A 19,942-nucleotide genomic window follows, 5' to 3' on the forward strand; every position below is an offset into this window, starting at 1 on the left:
CATCCCGATGGAGCTGACATCAGTCAGTGATTCGGGTAAGTGAGAGCAGCCAACACACCTGCAATTTGAAAGATGACAACAAACATATCCCCAATAGATTTCAAGATGCAGGAAGGCGGCAAACGAGAGCATCCCGATGGAGCTGACATCAGTCAGTGACTCGGGTAAGTGAGAGCAGCCAACACACCTGCAACTTGAAAGATGACGGGGATATCAGCCAACGCCGGCCTGGTGCAAGTCATGCAGATTAATTGCGCCAACCAGTTTCCCATCAAGGTTAACCACCGGCGCCGCACTGATATGATGCTGATGCAGTGCTTCCAGTGCTTCACCCGCGCGCCATTGTTCTGGTAAGCGGTAACCCGGGCGAGTTATCGCGCCACCGAGCGGCTGTTGCAAAGTGCCGCCTTTAACCAACCAGCGGCGTAAATCACCATCAGTGAATACCCCGACCACCCGTTGATTCGGATCACAAACCGCCACCAGCCCTAATCCGGTGCGGCTCAATTCCAACATCGCTTCCATCACGCTATCGGATTCATTCACCACCGGTAAGCGGTCACCGGTTCTCATTAAATGATGAACTCGGTTGAGCAACCGCGCGCCCAAACTGCCACCAGGGTGTGAGCGCGCAAAGTCTTCTGCATTGAAACCGCGATGGCGCATTAATGCCATGGCCAGCGCATCCCCCATCATCAGGGTATTGACGGCGCTGGATGTTGGCGCTAGCCCCATCGGGCAAGCTTCATGTTCAACACTGATATCCAACACGCAAACCGCCGCCAGCGCTAATGGTGACGCTAAACCGCCGGTAATGGCAATCACGGGAATATGGCTGTCGGCCAGCAAGGGCAGGATCATGTCCAGTTCTTTGGCACGGCCCGAATAAGAGATAAAAATCAGCACATCTTGCGGGCCAATCATGCCCAAATCACCGTGCAATGCCTCGGCTGGATGCACGAAAAAGGCCGGGGTGCCAGTGCTGGCCAGTGAAGCGGCAATTTTTTTACCAATGTGACCGGATTTGCCAATGCCAGAAACAACCGCTTTGCCGGTACAGGCCAATAATAATTCGCAAGCTTGGACAAAATTATTATCCAAACGTGATAACAAGCGCTGGGCTTCTGTTAGCTCAATTTCCAGTGTTTCACGGGCATAGGTAAGTAATGGGTTAGTCATCTTTATCAACCAGAATGATGTTAATGCCCATTTTCTGCAGTTCCTGCAAATATTCGTCGCTAATACCTTTATCGGTAATCAGGGTATCGACGGCACTTAGCGCACAAACGACATTGGGACTTTTACGGCCAAATTTGGAAGAGTCGACCAGCAGAATAATACGGCTGGCGGCGTGACACATAGCGGTGCTGACATGATAAACTTCGTTAAACGTGGTGACACCTGCTTTAAGATCGACGCCATCTGCGCCGATAAAGAGCTTGTCGAAGCTGAAGTTATCAAAGGCAGATTCTGCCAGGCTGCCATGAAAAGAAGCCGAACCTTTACGATAAGTGCCGCCCGGCATCAAGATAGTCTGATCGTTATCCAGCTCAACTAATTCATTGACGATATGCAAGCTGTTGGTCATCACCGTAATATTATTGAATTTAGTCAGATGCGGCACCATTTGCAGTACGGTACTGCCCGCATCAAAAACCAGACTATCACCATCTTTAATTAGCTTACTGGCCGCTTTGGCGATTTGCTTTTTCTTCTCGGTATTAATATGAGTTTTACGGTCGATGGGTTGCTCAACATCATCACGATTTAATACTACCCCGCCATAGGTGCGAATCACCGCTCCTTCATTTTCGAGACGGGTTAAATCTTTGCGGATTGTCGTGCCGGTGGTCGAAAAATGGGCGGCAAGTTGATCAACCGCCGTTTTACCGTGCTGCTGGAGATATTCCAGGATAGCGACTTGTCGCTGCTTTGGTTTCATAACGATTCCTGCTCAAGTATTTCCATTGCCTCTTTTTCAGGCATAACTTTTCACATGAAAAAGAATAACTTTCATTGTGAAAATATCATGATTTCGGTTTAATCGCTAATGATAGTGCAGTTTGACATGCTGTATCCGTAGGGAAGATCACATCCGGGATTAAATCCTGCTGATGTAATCCATGAAGGTGCGGTAATGCGCGTGGGCGGGCAAAAACACTGATTCCGCGCATAATCATGCTGTCACAGACGCGCATATTTTCATCAAAAGCCAGCGCCATCACCACTCTCGGTTTAAAACGCCCGCCAGACCGGCCCACTCCGACCGATTTACTGTTTTGGCAAAGCCTATCAAAAGCACGGTTAAAGCGGTTAATTTGCCACCATCCGAGTAAAATCTGGAGTACCCAGGCGATGATGACAATACTGATCAGTGCTGATGTAGGAGACATCTTCTCTTTCCTCTTCGCCCTTGACGCCGCAGCGGTGTTAGCTGCACTCATGCACCCGAATCACTGACTGATGTCAGCTCATCGGGATTTATTCGTTGGCTGCCTTGCTGCAACGCCAATGGCTTTGAGTCATATCTTTTGCCTTGACGCCGCAGCGGTGTTAGCTGCTCTCATGCACCCGAATCACTGGTGCGAGTCAGTGATTCGGGCTTGATAACTCATTGCTTTAAAACTTATTTCTTTAAAACATCACTTGCCCGCCGGTAATGTTAATAGATTGGCCGGTACAATACGCGGCTTTATCACTGGCGTAGAACAGCAGGGTATTCAAAACATCTTGATAATCGCAGCCGCGTTTTAGTGGCACTTTATCGGTATAATATTTTTCAACTTCTTCCGGCTCAATGCCCAATTTTGCAGCGTATTGCGGTAAAAGTGACTGGAACATCGGCGATTTTAACAGATTGCCCAACATCAGTGAATGGACGGTGATACCGTAATCCGCCAAATCCAGCGCCAATGATTGTGTTAAACCAACACCACCAAATTTCGCGGCACTGTAACCCGAGTTGTGTTTGCTGCCCACTTTACCGGATTTAGAATTGATTTGGATAATACGTCCGGCAATGCCATCACGGATCATCAGGCGGGAGAATTCGCGTGCACATAAGAAGTAACCTACCAGGTTCACTTGTAGTGAGCGGTCAAAATCATCCAGCGGGAAATCAGTGATAGGCGCGGCCTTAGCAATACCAGCACTGTAAACCAACAAATTTGCTTGATGGAAGCGCTGATCGACCGCTTTTGCCAACATCTGTACGCTACTTTCATTGGTTGCATCAACCTGGAAACCTTGTGCGCTGTCGGCACCATATTCGGCATTAATCTGATCCGCGACCAACTGTGCGTTATCTGAATTCAAATCAGCAACCGCCACTTTATAACCTGATTCGGCCAGACCCTGGCACAAAAATGCACCCAAAGTTTGCCCACCACCAATCACTACTGCTACTTGTTGTGACATATACACCTCCAAAATTATCCTTCGTACTTGAAGCCGCAGCGGTGTTAGCTACTCTCACAAACCCGAATCACTGACGGGTGTCAGCTCATCGGGGGTTGTTCACTTGCTGCCTTGCTGCATCTTCAATTACTTTGGCTAATACCCTTGGTACTTGGCGTTGCCGCGGTGTTAGCTGCAACGTCCAATGACGTCGGATATAAATTAATAAATAAATTAACGAATAAATTTCAACGAACTGCCAACAGAAATATCAGTCGGTGTCGGGCCAATAACATGAATAGAACCTGGGAACTCTGGTTGCTCATCACCATTAAATCGGATAGTGATATGGCCCAATTCACGTAGATTTTGCGTCGCCACTTCGCCCACGGCGGTGATGACATAGCGTATCTCGGCTAATTCCATAATGTTGCCTGCCTGTAATTCCCCATCGGTATCGCTGTGCTGGTGGATAAAACAGAACTCTTCAATATCCTTAGGTGCCCCTTCGCGAAAGGTGATGAGCATGTCATCCAGCAGCGCCTCACGGGCGCTGTCTCCGATATTGGTAATGGTTGTCTGATAAATAGTATTCATACGTACATCCTTAACCGTTGAATGTATTACAGAAAATCTAATGCTTCTGTCTTACTGATAATGTCTTACTGATAATGTCTTATTGATAAATAAAGGCGGATGCTGCCCAGGCAATCAATACTGTCGGCGCACCTGTCAGGAAGCGGCCAACCAAGACGGATGGAACACCTACACGGACGGTATCTTGTTTCGCTTCAGCCAGAGACAGGCCGACCGGGATGAAGTCACATGCTGCTTGAGCATTAATCGCAAATAATGCTGGTAGGGCCAATTGTGGTGGGATATTCCCTAAACCAATTTGTACCCCAACCAATACGCCGATAACTTGCGCAATAACAGCCCCTGGGCCTAAGAATGGTGATAACAGCGGGAAGGAACAAATCAGCGCCAAGAGCACTAACCCAATCGGGCTGCTGGCCAGCGGTGTTAAGCCGTGGGCAATAAAATCACCCAAACCGGATGCCATGATGATGCCGATTAATGCCGAAACGAAAGCCATAAATGGCAAAATGGTTTTCAGCACGGTATCAATGGTGTCGCGGCCTGACTGGAAGAACACGGCCACAACAGAACCCATGCCCATGCCCACTTTTGCCAGCAAACCGTCACTTTGTTCGGTGATTTTCTTGGTGGTATCGTAATCACGACCCCCTTTATCAGCAGGGGTTTCCGCCGCTTTGGCTGTGGTTTCTACTGTCGGAGCTGCGGCGGCTGCACTGTCGGTTTTACTGATTTTGTGGATATTCTTTTCACGGACGCCGGAAACATAAATATCTTCCAGAATGTATTTCGCCATCGGCCCGGATTGACCGGTTGAATGGATGTTGACAGTTGGTATACGGCGCTTAGGGTACAAACCACAGCGCAGGGTGCCCCCACAGTCAATAATGGCAATGGCGATTTCTTCCGCTGGCGGCTCGCCTTCTTTGAAGCCATCGACGGCTTCCCAGCCAGTCAGTTCGCTGATGCGGTCAATAATGGCCGGGCGGGTACCGGCGGTGATATAGACAATTTTTTTACCGGGGACGATTGGCAACTCTAATGGGCCACCCCAACCGCCTTCGCCTTTTTCAATCCGGATAAACTCACTCATGATCTGCTCCACACAGTATGTATTTGAATTACATATTAAAGTTGTACGGTACGGTCCAGGCGGATGCCCATTTTGCGTTCGAAAATGGATGTCGTCAGGTCAGTAATCCAGCCGCGGAAGAAGTTGGTAACCATCCCGACCAGGAAGTAGCTCACCGCCAGCGGGCCTAATGGCAGGCCCAGTGTGGTTAAACCACTGGCTATACCGAGGAAGACAAACAACTCACCTGGGTTGATGTGTGGGAACAGACCATTCATTGAGTGACAGCTGTAAGACGCTGCGGCGTAATAGCTTGGTTTGTATTTTTCTGGCATAAAGCGCCCGAGACTCAATGTCATCGGGTTACAGAATACAAAGGTACCAATCACTGGCAGCAACAGATAACGAGAAACAGGGTTCCCCGCGCAACGTTGCGCCAATCGTTCAATTCTGTCCTGACCGACAAATTTGATCAGCGCATTCATGATGACTAACAAACTAATTAATAAAGGTAAAATCCCGGTGACCATGCCAACAAAAACTTCTCCCCCTTTCTGGAAGAGTCCGATAAACCACTCGGCTCCATGGGTTATAAGTTCAATCATTCTTTTTCTCCTGTAATCGAGGTTATGGCTGTTTTTATAAACTTTTGTTATCAAACTCGCTGTTTCAAACGCGTTGTTATCAAAAGAAATTTAATGTTCCGCGTGCTAAAGCGGTTTCAAAATACTGAGAGTTCAGAATGAACTTCAGCATCTTGTTTGTCGCCATGTGCACTACCATAATCATTTTTTAGATCTATTTATTGCATATAGATCACACTTTGAAAGAAAAAGCTTTCAAAGTGAAGATTAAAAATAAAAGAAAATCAAACCGAAATGAAAGGTTTTGAGTGGAGAGAATGTGACAGTCTAAGCTGACGTCGGAGTTGAAATGGAGGATACGGAAGCCGAAATGGGAATAAAATAGAGGATAATCATGGGCTAACTATTGCTAGCCCCGGTGCAGATAGTTAGCCTAGCAGCTCACAATTCGGGGGGAGGCGACATTGGATAGCATTGGGGATTATCTCAATATGAAAGTTTTTTCCTGATAAGGGTTCACCATCCAGATTGAAAGTGATGTCATGGGGGGCGGTGATATCGAGCCAGGGGAGCGATGTTTCAATCACATTTTTGTTTTTCTCACCACTGAAGACGCTGGTCAATAGCGCGGGAAGTAATTCTTCGGCGATCAACAAGCGCAATTGCAACAAACCATCATTAATCAGAGCATCGGGGCAGAGAGGTTGCCCGCCACCGGCTTGTCGGCCATTGCCAATGCCTATCACCAAAGCATCGCCAGACCATTCAAAGCCAGGACCGCGAATTTCACAGCTGTCAGCTTTAATGGTGTCCATGCGCATCAGGCCGTGAATAAAGTAAGACGCGCCACCCAACACCGCCTTGAGTTTGTCCGGCGTTTCGGTCGTTATGCGAGTGCCAAAGCCCCCGGTGGCCATATTGATAAAATAGTGTTTATCATTCACTTGCGCTAAATCAATGGCAACCGCACGGCCTTTCACTGCTAGCTGCAATGCGTTTTCTATTTGCAAAGGAATGCTGCAACTGGTGGCGAAATCATTGGCCGTCCCCAATGGCAGGATACCCAAACAGGGGCGATTTTCCTCCGATAATGTTATCAGTGCGCTGGCGACTTCATTGAGAGTACCATCGCCACCACCGGCAATGACTGTCTCGACCGCCAATAATGCGGCTTCTTCGACATAACGTTTTGCATCACCGTGCTCCCAGGTGACACGAACATGGAGAGTCACATCTTCCTCGCGCAAGTTTTTGACGGCATTGCGAACATCTTGGTTACCCGCTTCTTTACCATTAAGGATAAGAAGTGTCTGTGGCATTGAGGTCATAACTTGCTCCAGTGCGTTTCTACAATAAACTTAACAATAACCCACAGTTGTTTAATTTATCTATCAGATTATTCAATAAATAATTGAGAATATCAGTAATAGCTGACCCTAATAAAATAGTTTTTATTTTTACTGGAATATTTATTTAGCTAAGATAATTTTTATTTGGTGTGGAATTATTCATGGAAGGAGATCATTCTCGTTATTATCTAACAGTATAACAAGAACCGATAATAATAAAAAAATTGGATAAATGGTCTGTAATCAACAGCTTAGAAAGATAAAAAGAAAAGGCCAGCCCAAGGGAGATTGGGCTGGCCAAGGAGGTGGTTCCTAGTCTTGCTGTAAAACTTTTTTAGTTCTTGATTGTACTCGAGCTATCCTACCCCAGTGTTATTATAATTGATGTGATCCATTTCTAATATTTGCTAAAAATGCCATCTGAGCGATGGCATTATTTGGCATTACTGCTTCTTAGGCTTTTTCGTGAGGATTACGGCTATTTGTTCCGTTCAAATTCCGTATCAGTAAGCCATATTCTACATTAATGTCTTCGGGAATCGGCAAATACATGATGTGCCCGTTACCCGGCGCGATATCTGCCGGTTGGCTCTTTTTATCCTGCATACTTTCAAGGGTAAACTGGATATTACCCTGGGGAGTCATCAACTCAACACTGTCACCGACTGAGAATTTATTTTTGACGATGACTTCAGCCAGCCCATCACGGCGTACACCGGTAAACTCGCCGACAAATTGCTGGCGTTCTGAAACTGAATAGCCATAGTCGTAAGTTTGTTGATCTTCATGCACATGACGGCGTAGGAAACCTTCGGTATAACCGCGGTGAGCCAAGCCCTCCAATGTGGTCAGCAAAGTCGGGTCAAAAGGTTTACCGGCTACGGCATCATCAATAGCGCGGCGATAAACCTGCGCGGTCCGGGCGCAATAATAGAATGACTTAGTGCGGCCCTCAATTTTCAGCGAATGCACACCCATTTGGGTCAAGCGCTCCACATGCTGAATAGCACGCAAGTCTTTGGAATTCATGATGTAAGTGCCATGCTCATCTTCAGTCGCCGTCATGTACTCACCTGGGCGCTGGGCTTCTTCTATCATAAATACTTTGTCGGTTGGAGCGCCGATACCCAATGTGGGCTCGACATTCTTCACCGCAATAGGCTGATGAATATGCACGATATTGCCAATATCATCTTCTTTGCCTTCTTGAACATTATATTCCCAGCGGCAGGCATTGGTGCATGTTCCCTGATTCGGATCACGTTTATTAATGTAGCCGGAGAGCAAGCAGCGGCCGGAATAGGCCATGCAAAGTGCGCCGTGCACAAAAATCTCCAGCTCCATGTCGGGCACTTGTGCGCGGATTTCAGCGATTTCTTCCAATGATAATTCACGAGAAAGTATCACGCGGGTCAAGCCCATTTGCTGCCAGAATTTAACCGTCGCCCAGTTAACAGCATTGGCTTGCACCGACAGGTGAATATCCACCTGTGGGAAAGCTTCTCGCACCATCATGATTAAACCGGGGTCAGACATAATCAGGGCATCTGGCCCCATATCAATCACCGGTTTTAAATCACGTAGAAAGGTCTTCAGTTTGGAGTTGTGCGGGGCAATATTCACCACCACATAGAAGCGCTTGCCCAGAGAGTGGGCTTCCTGAATACCTAATGCCAGATTCTCGTGATTGAATTCATTATTACGCACTCGCAGGCTATAGCGCGGCTGACCGGCATAAACCGCATCTGCGCCATAAGCAAAAGCATAACGCATATTTTTAAGGGTGCCGGCAGGGGATAACAATTCCGGTGTAAAAGGCAGATTTGGTGAAAATATTGATGATGAAGATTCTTTTGGTAAGGACATATCACGGCTCTCAGTCTGAGTTCAAGTCAGAACCACGCCCGAGGGAGTGGCTAAAAACCGAGGATTGTAACCTTGCCCATCGTGAAAATCAGCCGTTGCACAATTTTTGTCAGGTTTAAATGATCTGGATCAATATGAGGAGAGAAATGCGCGGTCACTGGCCCCGCGCGAATACATTCTTAGTAGGATAGTTCGGTAAAATAGCGCTATAAAATCAATAAGATTACAGTGTCAGGTCTTTAATGATGGTGGTCGGGCCGTTTTTCACAACAGAAGCAATTCCCTTTTTAGCGGCAGCTTCGGAACTGTAGGATTCACTGACACCAATAACCTGATGGTTTTTCGCTTTCAACACGAAATAGGGCTCATTTTTCGTGTTGAGCTTTAACTCATATTGGCTTTCCAGTGGAGAGTTACTTTGTACCGATGATATGCCGTTTTCAGCGGAGGCTTTGCTGGCATACATCTCACTGGTGAGAATAATTTCGCCATTACTGGCTTTCAGATTGAAATGGTACTGCCCATTCTTTGCCTTTTTAATCTCATAGTGACCGGTGGTCATAATGTTGCTCCTTTGGGTGATATTCCTATTAGAGTGTAGTCAACGACTCATACAGCACCAACATAATGCAAATTAGATTACAGCAAACGGCAGATCTCGGCCTCCCAGCGATACCCCATTCCATAAACCGCGCGAATAAAGGGCTTCTCGCCATCGAGAGCTTCCAATTTGCGCCGCAGATTTTTGATATGGCTGTCGATAGTGCGGTCAGTCACCACGCGGTAATCGTCATACAGGTTATTCAGCAGTTGCTCGCGGCTAAAAACATGGCCCGGTTGGGTTGCCAGGATTTTCAGCAGGCGAAACTCCGCCGGGGTCAGCTCCAGCAAATGGCCCTGATAGCTTGCCTGGAAGCGGGATTCATCAATCAGCAGCGGTGCGCTCTCACTGGGTTGTTCCCGCTGTTGTTGGCAGCGGCGCAGAATAGTTTTGACCCGCGCCACCACTTCCCGTGGGCTATAGGGTTTGCAGATATAATCATCAGCCCCAATTTCTAACCCCAATAGCCGGTCAATCTCTTCCGTTTTTGCCGTGACCATCATGATAGGCACATCGGAAAACCGGCGGATTTCACGGCAAACACTGATGCCATCACTGCCGGGTAACATCAGATCCAGCAATATGATGGCGGGAGGCGCTTGGCGTACGGCGGCGACCACTTCGGCGCCATTGGTGAGCCACTGGGTGCTGTAACCTGCGGCTTGCAGGTAATCGACCAATAACTGGCCGAGCTTGGGCTCATCTTCAACAATCAATACGGTGCCAGACTGGCTGGTAGACTGTAGCTGTTGGTGCATGAGATGAATTACCCTATTGAATGGAATAGCGGAAATACTACCCTAATCCGCAGGCCGCCCATAGGTGAATGTTCGGCACTGATTTTACCGCCATGTGCTTCAACAATATTGTGGCAAATTGCCAGGCCCAGCCCCGAGCCGCCACTGGCGCGGTTACGCGAGCTTTCAGTGCGATAAAAGCGCTCAAAGATGCGTTGCAACTGTTCATCACTCAGGCCCGGTTTAGTGTCCTGCCAGCTTAGCGTTAAGGTTTCTTCTGCAAGCTGAGCGCTGATTTCTAATTGTCCCCCTTCATTGGTGTAGCGCAGGCTATTTTCCAGCAAGTTGTGAAACAGCTGATTTAGCCGGTCGGGGTCGCCAAACATTACGGCTTGCTCGGGCAGGTGAGTGATGATGCGGATATTTTTGTTTTCAAAGCGGCCATGGAAGCTGGCAATAGCAATTTGCAGCAGGCGAGCGGCATCCAACTGGGTTTTACGATAAGCCAGCGCCCCCCGGTCAGAGAGCGAAAGTTGGTGTAAGTCATTCACCAGTTTAGTCAGTATTCCGACTTCAGCTTGCAGTGAAATCAGCGATTCCGGTGTTGGCGCGCGCACGCCATCTTGCAAAGCTTCCAGTTCACCGCGCAATACTGCCAGCGGAGTGCGTAACTCGTGGGAGACATCGGCCATAAAGTCGCGCCGATTTTGTTCATTTTTCTCCAGTGAACTGGCTAACTGGTTAAAATCCTGCGCCAAACGGCCCAATTCATCGCGGCTACTGACCGCCACGCGGGCACTGAAATCACCGGCAGCCAGCCGATGAGTCCCTTCCACCAGACGTTTTACCGGGGCTAACATGCCGCGCGATAAAACCCAGGTCACGGCGGCGGCCAATAAGGTCGACAAGGCGACAATAATCCAACTGGTGCGGCGCTGTTGCTGATCAAAATTAATATCAGCATGGCGAGTTAGTTTTTCCGGTGGGGTGGATATCACCCAGCCCACCACCTGTTTATTCACGGTTATTGCCCGGCGACTGGCCTCTTGGGGTAACTTCCCGGTGTGCCCCACCAGCAGATTATTATGATTATCAACCACCCAAAATTGAGCGCGCCAACCGCGTGGGGGCAAGTTGCGGCTGTTATCACCACTTTGCTCGAGAGACTTCATTATCTGATAAATAACTTGATCATTATTGCGCAGAAAATCCCAGTTACCGTAGCGCTGGTATTGAACTTCAAGCGCATCCCCCAGCATGGCTATCCGCTGCTCATTACTTTGCTTGATATAATCAATAAAGCCGCGCTCGAAACTGGCTCTTATTCCCCAGTGCATAGTGATGAGCACCAGCATACAGGTGGCAAATATCGCCATAAACAGTTTGCCGGTAATGCCGATTCTCATGATATTTCCACCTGTTTTATCGGTTAGCCATTATTCCAGTCTCATCAACGGCTTTTTACTAAAGCGGCTGCGCAGCCGGTCAAAATAGAGATAAACCACCGGGGTGGTATATAAGGTGAGTAACTGGCTCATGACCAGCCCGCCGACAATAGTAATCCCTAGTGGTTGGCGTAATTCAGCGCCATCACCACTGCCCAAGACCAACGGCAGCGCGCCGAATAAGGCGGCCAGAGTGGTCATCATAATCGGCCTAAAACGCAGCAGACTGGCCTGGAAAATGGCATCGCGGGCGCTAAGATTGCCATTGCGTTGTGCATCGAGAGCAAAATCGACCATCATGATGGCGTTCTTTTTCACGATACCAATCAATAGCATAATGCCAATCAGGGCGATGAGGCTAAAGGGCGCATCGAACAGTTCCAGCGCCAGTAATGCCCCGACCCCAGCGGAGGGCAAGGTTGATAATATGGTTAGCGGATGAACATAACTTTCATACAAAATCCCCAGCACGATATACACCGTGGCGATCGCCGCCATAATCAGCCAAAGCTGAGATTTCAAGGTTTCCTGGAACACTTGCGCGGTACCGGCAAACACGCCGCGCACCGTGCCCGGCACCCCCAATTCTGTCATTGCCCGCTCAACGGCGGCGGTGGCTTCAGACAGGCTGCCGCCATCGGGTAAGTTAAATGAGATAGTCGAGGCGGCGGATAAACCTTGATGATTGACCGCCAGCGGGGCATTCGCTGGCTGCCATTTAGCAAAATAAGACAGTGGAATTGACTGGCCGTTGCTGTTAATCACAAACATCTTGTCCAGCGAACTCACATCCTGCGTGTATTGAGGCGCGACTTCCATCACCACTTTGTATTGGTTTAGTGGCTGATAAATAGTGGAAATTTGCCGCTGACCAAAGGCGTTATTGAGCAACGCATTGGCATCAGATACATCAATACCCAGCCGCGCCATGGTTTCGCGGTCGTAGGTCAGCGCCATTTCCGAGCCTTTATCCTGTTGGTCGGAGTTCACATCGGCTAACTCCGGTAACTTGCTCAGGGCCGCCCGGACTTTTGGCTCCCATTCACGCAGAGCGGTTAAGTCATCCGCCAATAACGTATATTGATAACTGGCGTTGGATTGACGGCCACCGACGCGAATATCCTGCACCGGAGAGAGGAACAGACTGGCCCCCGGCTCTTTTGCCAACTTGCCGCGTAGCCGGGCAATCACTTGTTGGGCTGTTTCGCTGCGTTCACTCAGTGGTTTCAATGAGATAAACATTGATCCGCTGTTGGTGCGCGAACCGCCGGTAAATCCCGTCACATTGTCGACTGCCGGATCGGCACTGACAATTTTCATAAAATCTTTCAGTTTTTGCTGCATTGCCTGGAAAGAAATACTCTGGTCGGCTTGAATAAAGCCCATCATGCGGCCGGTATCCTGTTCAGGGAAAAAGGTTTTTGGGATACTGATATAGAGCCAAACATTCAGTGCAATAGTGGAAAGCAGCACGGCCATCACCCAGCGCGTATGGCCCAGCACCCAATTGAGTGAACGGCCATAACCTTGCTGAATAGCCAGCAGCACTTTACCGAAACCGCGAATACGTTGTGGCTGACCGGCCGGACGGGCGCGTAACAAATGGGCGCACATCATCGGCGTTAGGGTCAACGAAATAACTAGCGAGATACCGATAGCCACCGACAATGTGATGGCAAACTCACGGAATAACCGCCCCGGTAACCCCTCCATCAACAGCAGCGGAATAAACACCGCCACCAGAGAAATACTCATCGACAGCACAGTAAAACCGACTTCGCGCACCCCGCGCAGGGCGGCAACCATCGGTTTCACCCCAGCCTCCAGATGGCGAGAAATATTCTCCAGCACCACAATGGCGTCGTCGACCACAAAGCCGGTGGCGATGGTCAGCGCCATCAATGACAGATTATTAAGGCTAAAGTCGCACAAATACATGGCGGTAAAGGTGCCAATCAGCGAAACCGGCACCGCAACCGCGGGGATCAAGGTGGCACGGCCTGATCGCAGGAACAGGAACACCACCAGAATCACCAATGCCACGGCGATCACCAGTGATTGTTCCACTTCATCCAGTGAGGCGCGGATAGTCGGCGAGCGATCTTGCGCAATGTTCAGTTGAATTGAGGCCGGAATAGAGGCGCGCAGAGCCGGGAGTTCGGCGCGAATTCTGTCGACCGTGGCGATAATATTCGCCCCCGGTTCACGGCTGATCACCAATAGAATCGCCGGTTTGCCATCGGACATCCCGGCATTGCGCACATCCTGCACCGAATCGACGACATTGGCGACATCTTGCAACCGCACTGGCGAGCCATTGTTATAGTGAATGATAAGCGGGCGATAACCCTCGGCAGTTTTGATCTCATCATTGGCCTGCACCTGCCAATGTTGCTCACTACTATCAATGGAACCTTGCGGGTGGCGCACGTTAGCCGCGCTGATCGCCTGGCGCACCGCATCCAGTGACACGCCCTGATTGAACAGCGCGCCAGGATTCAGCTCCACCCGCACCGCAGGCAGTGAACTGCCGCCGACCGAGACCTCACTGACGCCCTCGGTCTGAGCAATTTTCTGCGCCAATTGGGTCGAGGCAAAATCATATAATTGGCCCTGACTGAAGGTATCCGAGGTCAACGTCATGATCATAATTGGCGCATCAGACGGGTTCATTTTGAAATAGGTCGGGCGATTGGGCATGCCGGAGGGGAGCAAGCTTTGCGCGGCATTAAGCGCCGCCTGTACATCACGCGCCGCGCCATTAATATCGCGGTCGAGGGAGAATTGCAGAATAATTCGCGTGCTGCCCAGCGAACTGGTTGAAGTCATTTCATTAACGCCAGCAATTCTTCCTAGTGCGCGCTCCAGTGGCGTGGCAATGGATGACGCCATGGTCTCCGGGTCGGCACCGGGCATCGAGGCACTGACCATAATCACCGGATAATCAACCTGCGGCAGCGGTGATACCGGCAATAAACTAAAACCGATAATCCCGCTGAGGGTGATGGCCAGTGTCAGCAGGGTAGTGGCGACCGGGCGTTGGATGAACAGAGCAAAGAATTTCACGGCTGTTCCCGCCCATCCGGCAATTCTGGCGTCTCAATATCTTGATGTTGATAGCGATTTTTGCCATGGGAATTGCGTGCCAGTTTATCAAATAACAGATAGATAACCGGCGTAGTGAACAGGGTCAGCACCTGGCTGACAATCAGCCCGCCGACCATACAGACTCCGAGAGGATTGCGTAATTCAGCCCCGGAACCGGTACTGAGCATCAGGGGCAATGCGCCAAACAGCGCGGCCAATGTGGTCATCAAAATCGGGCGGAAACGCAATAAACACGCTTGATAAATGGCGTCATACGGCGTCATGCCCTGATCCCGCTCGGCGGCCAGTGCAAAGTCGATCATCATGATGGCGTTTTTCTTCACGATGCCGATCAGCAGGATTATCCCGATAATGGCGATCACATCCAGCTCATGACCGGTCAACATCAGGGCCAGCAAGGCCCCGACACCAGCGGTCGGCAGGGTGGATAAGATAGTCACCGGGTGAATAAAACTTTCGTACAACACCCCGAGCACGATATACATCGCCACAATAGCGGCAATAATCAGCCATAGTGTGCTGCCTAGCGCGGCCTGGAACGCCAGTGTCGAACCTTGGAAGCGGGTCATAATATCCGCCGGTAGCTGGATGGCCTGCTCCGCTTGGGTCACGGCATTGACCGCTTCCCCCAGAGAATAGCCCTGCGCCACATTGAATGAGATAGTGGCTGACGGGAACTGATTCAAATGGTTGATAGAAAGCGGCCCGAAGCGCTCTTCAATAGTGGCAATGCTGCTCAGCGGCACGCCTTTACCGTCACTGCCGGTCAGGCGGATATCATTAAAGGCCGCCAGCCCCGGTGTGGCTTTGATATCATGCTCTAGCACCACCCGATACTGATTGGCTTGGGTATAAATGGTGGAAATCAACCGCTGACCAAAGGCGTTATAGAGCGCGCTGTCGATGGCGGCCATGGTGATCCCCAGACGGCTGGCGCTGTCTCGGTCGACATTGACAAAGGCCACTAACCCCTGATCCTGCCAGTCGCTGGTGACATCCTGGAATGGCGCTTGTTGCTGTAATTCACTGACCAGTTTCGGCACCCAGGTGCTCAGTTCCTCCAGTGAAGTGGCTTGCAGAGTGAACTGATATTGGGTGCGGCTCAGTTGGGTATCAATGGTCAAGTCTTGTACCGGCTGCAAATAGAGTTTAATCCCCGGAATTCCAGCCACACTCTGCTGCAAGCGGGTGATTATCTCTGGGATGCGATCCTCTCTGCTGCTCAACGGCTTAAGGTTAATCTGCAACCGGCCATTATTGAGCGTGGCGTTGGTGCCGTCGACCCCGACAAATGAGGTCAGGCTTTCGACCGCCGGATCTTTCAGGATAATAGCGGCCACTTGCTGCTGGCGCTCCGCCATATTACTGAATGAAACAGATTGCGGCGCTTCCAAAGTGCCCTGAATGAGGCCATTGTCCTGCAAGGGGAAAAAGCCTTTGGGCATGAGTAAGTAAAGTAATACTGTCAGCACCAGCGTGCTTAAGGTGACACCCAGAGTTATCCATTGATGATTAAGCACTTTTTTCAGTGCCACCGCATAATGGGCGATGATCCAGTCAAAGAATTTTTCACTGGCGCGCGATAGGCGGTTTTGCTTGCGCAGGGATTCATAACTGAGCATCCGTGCGCACATCATGGGTGTCAGTGTCAGGGAAACCACCGCTGAAATCAGGATTGCCACCGCCAGTGTGACGGCAAATTCACGGAACAGGCGGCCGACGATGTCGCCCATAAACAGCAGCGGAATCAACACCGCAATCAATGAGAAAGTCAGTGAAATAATGGTAAAGCCAATCTCACCGGCCCCTTTTAGCGCGGCATCCAGCGGTTTTTCGCCCTTTTCGATATAGCGCGAGATATTTTCAATCACCACGATGGCATCATCGACCACAAAACCGGTGGCAATGGTCAGGGCCATTAATGTCAGGTTATTGATTGAAAAACCGAGGAAATACATCGCGGCGAATGTCCCAATCAGTGACAGCGGCACGGCAATGCTGGGGATAATGGTGGCCGCTGCATTGCGCAGGAACAGGTAAATCACCATCACCACCAATACAATCGCCAGCATTAATTCAAACTGCACATCACTGACTGAAGCACGGATAGTGGTGGTGCGGTCGGTCAGCACTGTGACATCAACTGACTTCGGCAGGCTTTTGATCAAATCCGGCAGCATTTCGCGAATACTGTCGGCGGTGGCAATCACATTGACCCCCGGCTGGCGCTGGATATTCAGCACAATCGCCTGTTGGGTATTGGCCCAAGCAGCCAGTTTGTTATTTTCTGCGCCCTGTTCGATGGTGGCGACATCCTGCAAGCGCACTGGCGCACCATTTTGGTAAGCGACAATCAGGTCGCGGTAATCCTCAGCGGATTTCATCTGGTCATTGGCCGACAAGGTAACTGAGCGGGTTGGCCCATCCAGACTGCCTTTGGCGGAGTTGACGTTGGCATTGCTGATGGCGGTGCGAATGGTTTCGCTGTCCAGCCCCAAAGCAGCGACTGCCGGTGCATTCAATTTCACCCGCACCGCCGGGCGCTGACCGCCAGAAATGGTGACCAGACCCACGCCGGTCACTTGCGAGATTTTCTGCGCAATGCGGGTTTCGACCATATCTTCCACTTGAGTCATCGGGAGCGCGGTGGAGGTCACCGCCAGTGTCAGAATGGGCGGATCCGCTGGATTCACTTTGCTGTAAATCGGCGGATAGGGCAGGTCATTGGGCAGCAGATTGGTGGCGGAGTTAATCGCCGCCTGCACTTCTTGCTCGGCTACGTCCAGCGGCAAAGTGAGCTGGAATTGTAAGGTGATGACCGACGCGCCCCCAGAGCTTTGTGACGCCATTTGTTTCAAGCCAGACATCTGGCCAAACTGGCGCTCCAGTGGCGCAGTAATAGAGGAAGTCACCACATCCGGGCTGGCACCGGGGTAAAGTGTCACCACCTGAATGGTCGGGTAATCGACTTCCGGCAGGGCGGAGACCGGCAAAGCGCGATAGCCGATAATCCCCGCTAACAGAATGGCGACCATAAACAGTGTGGTGGCAACTGGGCGCAGGATAAACAGCCGTGATGGCCCGCCGCCGGGGGTTGGAGGCATCACTTGCATCAGGATTTCTCCGCCGCTGGAGCTGTGCCAGCCGGTGCATCAGCCGCCGGTTTTCCACCTCGACGTTGTGTGCCTTTTTCGGTCGTAGCTGGTTTTTCTGCCGCGTCAGTTTGAGCAGCCTCTGCTGAACGAGGAGTGACCACTTCAACTTGCAAACCTTCCGTCAGGCGATCAATACCGTCAGTGACCACGCGCTGACCGGCATCCAGCCCGGCGCTGATAACCACTTGTTTACTATCTTGAATTCCGGTGGTAACTAAGTGCTTACTGACTTTATTCTCGTCATTTAATGTCCAGACAAAACTCCCCTCGTTACCCATCTGCACCGCCGCAGTCGGCACCACCACGGCATTTTGCAGTAAATCCACTTTGATACGCGCGTTAACAAATTGATTCGGGAACAGCACGTCATCTTCATTGGCAAAGCGGGCTTTCAGCTTAATGGTGCCGGTGGTGGTATCAATTTGGTTATCAATACTGAGCAGATAACCTTGGGCTAGCATCTGCTTATTGGTGCGGTCCCATGCTTCAACCGGCACGGTAGTCTTATTTTCTGCTGCATTTTTCTGTGCTTGCATAATGGCCGGGATATCACTTTCCGGTAGGGTAAAGACCACATCAACAGGATGTGTTTGAGTGATAACCACAATCGGGGTGGCGGTGCCGCTGGTAATGTAGTTACCGACATCCACTTGTTTTAGCCCGACTTTACCGGAAATGGGCGCGGTAATGCGGCTATAAGTCAGTTGCAGTTGGGCGCTGTCGATAGCTCCTTGATCGGCTTTTACACTGCCTTCGCTCTGGCGCACCAATGAAGCTTGAGTATCCAAATCTTGCTGTGAAATCAGGCCGGTTTTAGCCAATTTTTGATAGCGGGCCAAATCGCGGCGAGCATTGTCTAGTGTGGCCTGGTCTTTGGCTAGTTGCCCTTGAGCTTGGGTCAGTTGAACTTGGTAAGGGCGCGGGTCAATTTCGACCAGTAAGTCACCGGCCTTAACCTGCTGGCCTTCAGTAAAGTGGATAGCCATTAACTGGCCATCAACCCGGCTGGTGACCGTGACGGTGTTCGCGGCAATCACTGTCCCTAAGCCGGTGAGATAACGCGGCACCGCTTGTTCGGTGGCAGTGGCGGCTTGCACTGGAGACATCGGCATATTACGGCGGCTGCCCGCGCGAGCGGAACTGCTTCCTGCGCCATTTTGCTGTGCCCCCGGCGCACTGTTTGGTGGGGCAGCACTGAAATGACGCCAGACAAACACAGCAACAATAATCGCCACCACGATCCCCAATAAAGTCAGTAATCGGGAAGTGCGTTTGGATTGAGCTTTCATGATGCGGTGAGTCCCTTTGGTTTATCTTGTTATGCGCACACAAGTGCAAAAAATAAAAATTCATACCCCATAGATTTCGAGATTCAGGAAGGCGGCAAGCGAGAGAATCCCGATGAGCTTACTAAAGTAAGTGATTCGGGTGATTGAACGCAGCCAACACACCTGTATCTTGAAAGATGACGGGTATAGATATGTTACTAGTTTAGCGGGGATTTACCGGATAAAAATGGAGGAAATATGAAAATATTGTCAGGGTTTGGGGGGATTTGTGTTTTGGTTGATATTTGATTAGATGATCCGGTTCGGTTGTTAGATCACGGATCATTGTTTCGGTTGATAGTCGCTCAGCGACCACTTTACCTCCGTAGCCTCAACCGAGCAGGAGGGCAAGCCGGCCCTCCTGCACCTGCGGCTTGCGCGAAATATTACTGCTATTCGCAGTCCCCTCCGGCAGTCGTTGGCCTTATCGAGCCAGCGCGATTCGCTCCTGCTCAAGCGCGCTTTTCGCGGGCGTCCATGCCCGCTCACTCGGGCCATCGTCTTTGTCGGTAATATTCCTGACTGCGCTCAAGGCCAAAAGCCAATTCAAAACACGGGTTTTGACCTTGATGTTTAAAAGCACATTTGTGCAGCCGAGTGAAGAGTGTAGCAAGGGAAATCCGCCATGGACGGCGGATTTAGGCGTCATGAGCAGGGACGCGAATAAAGCCGTCCCGTCAGCGAAACGATGAGTAAGGGTACCC

General features: G+C 50.3%; 15 protein-coding genes. All 15 read right to left on the reverse strand.

Going from position 1 to position 19,942, the window contains the following annotated elements; all coding sequences use genetic code 11:
* Window positions 1-213: 213 nt before the first annotated feature.
* Window positions 214-1,179: an arabinose-5-phosphate isomerase GutQ gene (gutQ, locus tag FTA91_RS17245; protein ID WP_145583667.1), complete on the reverse strand. Its 966-nt coding sequence runs from the start codon at window positions 1,177-1,179 to the stop codon at window positions 214-216.
* Window positions 1,172-1,942 carry a glucitol operon DNA-binding transcriptional repressor SrlR gene (gene srlR, locus FTA91_RS17250; protein ID WP_050113313.1) on the reverse strand — a complete coding sequence of 257 codons (771 nt, stop codon included), beginning with the start codon at window positions 1,940-1,942 and terminating at the stop codon, window positions 1,172-1,174. Before srlR ends, gutQ begins: the two co-directional genes overlap by 8 nt.
* Window positions 1,943-2,027: 85 nt before the next feature.
* Window positions 2,028-2,393, reverse strand: coding sequence for a transcriptional regulator GutM (gutM, locus tag FTA91_RS17255; RefSeq protein WP_050113314.1), 366 nt, complete (start codon window positions 2,391-2,393; stop codon window positions 2,028-2,030).
* A gap of 241 nt (window positions 2,394-2,634) precedes the next feature.
* Window positions 2,635-3,417, reverse strand: a complete 783-nt coding sequence (gene srlD, locus FTA91_RS17260) for a sorbitol-6-phosphate dehydrogenase (RefSeq protein WP_145535331.1) — start codon at window positions 3,415-3,417, stop codon at window positions 2,635-2,637.
* 213 nt (window positions 3,418-3,630) lie between these two features.
* Window positions 3,631-3,993: a PTS glucitol/sorbitol transporter subunit IIA gene (gene srlB, locus FTA91_RS17265; RefSeq protein ID WP_050113316.1), complete on the reverse strand. Its 363-nt coding sequence runs from the start codon at window positions 3,991-3,993 to the stop codon at window positions 3,631-3,633.
* A 79-nt stretch (window positions 3,994-4,072) separates the two neighbouring features.
* Window positions 4,073-5,086, reverse strand: coding sequence for a PTS glucitol/sorbitol transporter subunit IIB (gene srlE, locus FTA91_RS17270; protein ID WP_050113317.1), 1,014 nt, complete (start codon window positions 5,084-5,086; stop codon window positions 4,073-4,075).
* Window positions 5,087-5,121: 35 nt separating this feature from the next.
* Entirely contained in the window at window positions 5,122-5,670 is a 549-nt protein-coding gene (gene srlA / locus FTA91_RS17275; protein ID WP_050113318.1) for a PTS glucitol/sorbitol transporter subunit IIC, read from the reverse strand.
* A 407-nt stretch (window positions 5,671-6,077) separates the two neighbouring features.
* Window positions 6,078-6,968 (reverse strand): lipid kinase YegS, encoded by an 891-nt coding sequence (yegS, locus tag FTA91_RS17280; protein WP_145535410.1) that lies wholly within the window; start codon window positions 6,966-6,968, stop codon window positions 6,078-6,080.
* 483 nt (window positions 6,969-7,451) lie between these two features.
* Window positions 7,452-8,864 (reverse strand): prephenate-dependent tRNA uridine(34) hydroxylase TrhP, encoded by a 1,413-nt coding sequence (gene trhP, locus FTA91_RS17285; RefSeq protein WP_145535328.1) that lies wholly within the window; start codon window positions 8,862-8,864, stop codon window positions 7,452-7,454.
* 223 nt (window positions 8,865-9,087) lie between these two features.
* Window positions 9,088-9,426, reverse strand: a complete 339-nt coding sequence (locus tag FTA91_RS17290) for a YegP family protein (protein WP_145535325.1) — start codon at window positions 9,424-9,426, stop codon at window positions 9,088-9,090.
* 77 nt (window positions 9,427-9,503) lie between these two features.
* Window positions 9,504-10,223 (reverse strand): envelope stress response regulator BaeR, encoded by a 720-nt coding sequence (baeR, locus tag FTA91_RS17295; RefSeq protein WP_050113322.1) that lies wholly within the window; start codon window positions 10,221-10,223, stop codon window positions 9,504-9,506.
* An 8-nt stretch (window positions 10,224-10,231) separates the two neighbouring features.
* Window positions 10,232-11,608, reverse strand: a complete 1,377-nt coding sequence (baeS, locus tag FTA91_RS17300; RefSeq protein WP_145583669.1) for an envelope stress sensor histidine kinase BaeS — start codon at window positions 11,606-11,608, stop codon at window positions 10,232-10,234.
* A gap of 30 nt (window positions 11,609-11,638) precedes the next feature.
* The gene (gene mdtC / locus FTA91_RS17305; RefSeq protein WP_145583671.1) at window positions 11,639-14,713 is read right to left on the reverse strand and encodes a multidrug efflux RND transporter permease subunit MdtC; all 3,075 of its coding nucleotides are present in this window, start codon (window positions 14,711-14,713) and stop codon (window positions 11,639-11,641) included.
* Window positions 14,710-17,868: an MdtB/MuxB family multidrug efflux RND transporter permease subunit gene (locus FTA91_RS17310; protein ID WP_145583673.1), complete on the reverse strand. Its 3,159-nt coding sequence runs from the start codon at window positions 17,866-17,868 to the stop codon at window positions 14,710-14,712. The genes mdtC and FTA91_RS17310 overlap by 4 nt, the downstream gene beginning before the upstream one ends.
* The gene (locus FTA91_RS17315; RefSeq protein WP_050113325.1) at window positions 17,868-19,199 is read right to left on the reverse strand and encodes an MdtA/MuxA family multidrug efflux RND transporter periplasmic adaptor subunit; all 1,332 of its coding nucleotides are present in this window, start codon (window positions 19,197-19,199) and stop codon (window positions 17,868-17,870) included. The genes FTA91_RS17310 and FTA91_RS17315 overlap by 1 nt, the downstream gene beginning before the upstream one ends.
* Window positions 19,200-19,942: the final 743 nt, after the last annotated feature.

Origin of the sequence: Yersinia thracica (assembly GCF_902170565.1) — a bacterium.
Lineage (GTDB): Bacteria > Pseudomonadota > Gammaproteobacteria > Enterobacterales > Enterobacteriaceae > Yersinia > Yersinia thracica.

What these genes read in the sequence shown, in the direction of transcription:
- FTA91_RS17310 (WP_145583673.1), bottom strand. Translation starts at nt 17,868, where the DNA reads ATGCAAGTGATGCCTCCAACCCCCGGCGGCGGGCCATCACGGCTGTTT.
- srlA (WP_050113318.1), bottom strand. Translation starts at nt 5,670, where the DNA reads ATGATTGAACTTATAACCCATGGAGCCGAGTGGTTTATCGGACTCTTC.
- srlB (WP_050113316.1), bottom strand. Translation starts at nt 3,993, where the DNA reads ATGAATACTATTTATCAGACAACCATTACCAATATCGGAGACAGCGCC.
- yegS (WP_145535410.1), bottom strand. Translation starts at nt 6,968, where the DNA reads ATGCCACAGACACTTCTTATCCTTAATGGTAAAGAAGCGGGTAACCAA.
- gutQ (WP_145583667.1), bottom strand. Translation starts at nt 1,179, where the DNA reads ATGACTAACCCATTACTTACCTATGCCCGTGAAACACTGGAAATTGAG.
- srlE (WP_050113317.1), bottom strand. Translation starts at nt 5,086, where the DNA reads ATGAGTGAGTTTATCCGGATTGAAAAAGGCGAAGGCGGTTGGGGTGGC.
- gutM (WP_050113314.1), bottom strand. Translation starts at nt 2,393, where the DNA reads ATGTCTCCTACATCAGCACTGATCAGTATTGTCATCATCGCCTGGGTA.
- FTA91_RS17290 (WP_145535325.1), bottom strand. Translation starts at nt 9,426, where the DNA reads ATGACCACCGGTCACTATGAGATTAAAAAGGCAAAGAATGGGCAGTAC.
- baeS (WP_145583669.1), bottom strand. Translation starts at nt 11,608, where the DNA reads ATGAGAATCGGCATTACCGGCAAACTGTTTATGGCGATATTTGCCACC.
- baeR (WP_050113322.1), bottom strand. Translation starts at nt 10,223, where the DNA reads ATGCACCAACAGCTACAGTCTACCAGCCAGTCTGGCACCGTATTGATT.
- FTA91_RS17315 (WP_050113325.1), bottom strand. Translation starts at nt 19,199, where the DNA reads ATGAAAGCTCAATCCAAACGCACTTCCCGATTACTGACTTTATTGGGG.
- srlR (WP_050113313.1), bottom strand. Translation starts at nt 1,942, where the DNA reads ATGAAACCAAAGCAGCGACAAGTCGCTATCCTGGAATATCTCCAGCAG.
- srlD (WP_145535331.1), bottom strand. Translation starts at nt 3,417, where the DNA reads ATGTCACAACAAGTAGCAGTAGTGATTGGTGGTGGGCAAACTTTGGGT.
- trhP (WP_145535328.1), bottom strand. Translation starts at nt 8,864, where the DNA reads ATGTCCTTACCAAAAGAATCTTCATCATCAATATTTTCACCAAATCTG.